At 72.0% G+C, this 2,568-nt stretch carries 2 protein-coding genes; both read left to right on the top strand.

Annotated elements, in window-relative coordinates; all coding sequences use genetic code 11:
* On the top strand, positions 1-361 hold a 361-nt coding region (locus tag Plo01_RS39700; protein WP_203895975.1), incomplete at its 5' end, for a phosphopantetheine-binding protein.
* Positions 358-2,568: AMP-binding protein (locus tag Plo01_RS39695; RefSeq protein WP_203895974.1), on the top strand; the 2,211-nt coding region annotated here is incomplete at its 3' end. The genes Plo01_RS39700 and Plo01_RS39695, both read left to right, overlap by 4 nt.

The following is a 2,568-nucleotide window of genomic DNA, read 5'->3' as shown; positions in this document are numbered from 1 at the left end:
CCCCGAACCGCAGGCCCCGCCCGGCGTGCCGTACGAGGAACCCAGCGGGGAGATCGAGCGGACGCTGGCCGAAGTCTGGGCGGAGGTGCTGGGCGTCCCCGCGCCCGGCGCCCACGACAGCTATTTCGAGCTGGGAGGGGACTCCATCAGATCACTCAAGATCGTCGCGCGTCTCCGGGCGCGCGGATACACCCTCACGCTCGAGGACGTCTTCGTGCACCAGACGGTGCGCGAGCTCGCCCGGGTGGTCACCGCCGCCACCGGGACGGCGGACAAGAGCGGCGGCGACGAGGCGTTCGGCATGCTCGGCGCCGCGGACCTGGACCGGCTGAAGCAGCGTTTCCAAGGAGGCAGGCGTTGACGGCTCTGGAACTCGAGGACGCCTTCCCGCTGACCGCGTTGCAGTCCGGCATGCTCTTCCACAGCGCGTACCAGGAAGACTCCGCGACCTACCACGACGTCTTCACGCTGATCCTGCGCGGGCCGTACCAGAGCGACGCCTTCCGCGCGGCCCTGCGCGAGGTCATGGCCCGGCACTCGATCCTGCGCACCTCGTTCGACCTGACCGGCTTCGACGACCCCATCCAGCTGGTCTGGCAGGACGTCGAGCCGCCCGTCCAGGAGCTGGACCTGTCCGGGTTCGAGGACCCCAGGCAGCGCCTGGGCATCTGGCGCGAGCAGGAGAAGCACCGGCCCTTCGACTGGGAGGCCCCGCCGCTCTTCCGCGCCGTCGTCCACCACCTCGACACCGATCTGTTCGCGCTCACGCTGAGCTTCCACCACGCGATCCTCGACGGCTGGAGCGTCGCCTCCATGGTGACCGAGCTGCTGGACCGCTACGCCGCGGAGCTGCGCGGGGAACGGCGGCCGCCGGCCGCGCCGCCGTCCGCCACCTTCCGCGACTTCGTCGCCCGGGAGAGGGCGGCGGTGGCCTCGCCGGAGACCGAGCGGTTCTGGCGGGACGTGCTGGCCGACGCGCCGGTGACCGCGCTGCCCAGGCTTCCCGGCTACCGCGTGGGAGACGCCGAGGACACCGTCGCGCACGCCGTGCCGTTCGACGACCGGCTCGTCGAGGGGCTGGAGCGGGCGGCGCGGCGGGCCAGGGTGCCGCTGCGCACCGTGCTGCTCGCCGGGCACCTGCGCGTGCTGGCGCTCCTGACGGGCGACAGCGACGTGGTCACCGGCATCGTGACGCACGGCAGGCCCGAGCACGAGGCGGCCGAGCAGGTCCTCGGGCTGTTCCTCAACAGCGTGCCGGTGCGGGTGCGCACCGACGCGCCGAGCTGGGAGGAGCTGATCAAGCGGGTCTTCGCCGCGGAGGTGGCGTTCCTGCCGCACCGGCTGTACCCGCTGTTCGAGATGCAGCGCCTCAGCCGCCGCTCCCCCCTGATCGACGTGCTGTTCGACTACCGCGACTTCCACGTCTACGAGGACCTCGGTCCCGGCGGGGCCGTCCAGGTCCTGGAGAGCGAGTTCTTCGAGCAGACCAACCTGCCCCTGTCCGCGAACTTCACCTGGTCGCCGCAGGCCGGCGGGCTGGAGCTGAAGCTCAAATACGACATCACGCAGTTCTCCGCCGATCAGGTCGTGCGGGCGGGCGAGCACTACCGCCGGGTCTTCGCGAAGATCGCCGAGGATCCGGCCGCCGACCCGCGCGAGTCCGGGGAACTCCTGACCGCTGATGTGGCGGCGGTGGAGGGGTGGAACGCGACGGGTGCGGCGGGGGCGTTCACGGCGGTGCCGGATGCGGTGGCGCGGCGGGTGGCCGCCTCGCCGGAGGCTCCTGCGGTGTGGGACGGCTCGTGGCTGACGTACGGCGAGTTCGGGGCGCGGGTGCGCGGGCTGGCGGCGGTGTTGCGTGAGCGGGGGGTGCGGCTGGGTGATGTGGTGGGGGTGTGCCTGCCGCGGGGCGCTGATCTGATCGTCGCGGTGCATGCGGTGATGGCGGCCGGTGGCGTGTATCTGCCGTTGGAGCCGGATCATCCCGATGAGCGGCTGGCGTTCATGGTGGACGACGCCGGGGCCCGCGTCGTGATCACGGGAGATCCCGGCCGGTTCCCGGGCTCGGCGGCGGTGGCGCCTGCCGAGTCGGCGGACGGTCCGCTCCCCGACCTGAAGATCCCGCCGAGTGCTCCGGCGTATCTGATCTACACCTCCGGTTCGACGGGGCGGCCGAAGGGGGTTTTGGTCTCGCACGAGGCCATCGCCAACCGGCTGGAGTGGATGGGCGAGGCCTTCCCGCTGGCCGCCGGTGATCGGGTGGTGCACAAGACGCCGTTCACCTTCGATGTGTCGGTGTGGGAGCTGTTCTGGCCGCTGATGGAGGGCGCCGGGCTCGTGGTGGCGCCGCCGGGCGTCCACCTGGACGCGCCCGCGCTGGTCGGGTTGATGCGCGCGCACGGCGTCTCGATGGCGCACTTCGTGCCGTCGATGCTGGACGCGGTCATGGAAGTGCCGGATCTGGCGGTGCCGTCGCTGCGGCGGATCGTCTGCTCGGGTGAGGCGCTGCCCTCCTCCCTGGTCGCCCGGGTGCATGAGCGGCTGCCGGGTGTGGAGGTGCACAACCTC

This window comes from Planobispora longispora (assembly GCF_016863135.1).
Classification (GTDB): domain Bacteria; phylum Actinomycetota; class Actinomycetes; order Streptosporangiales; family Streptosporangiaceae; genus Planobispora; species Planobispora longispora.
This window is presented reverse-complemented; position numbering and strand designations above follow the sequence as displayed.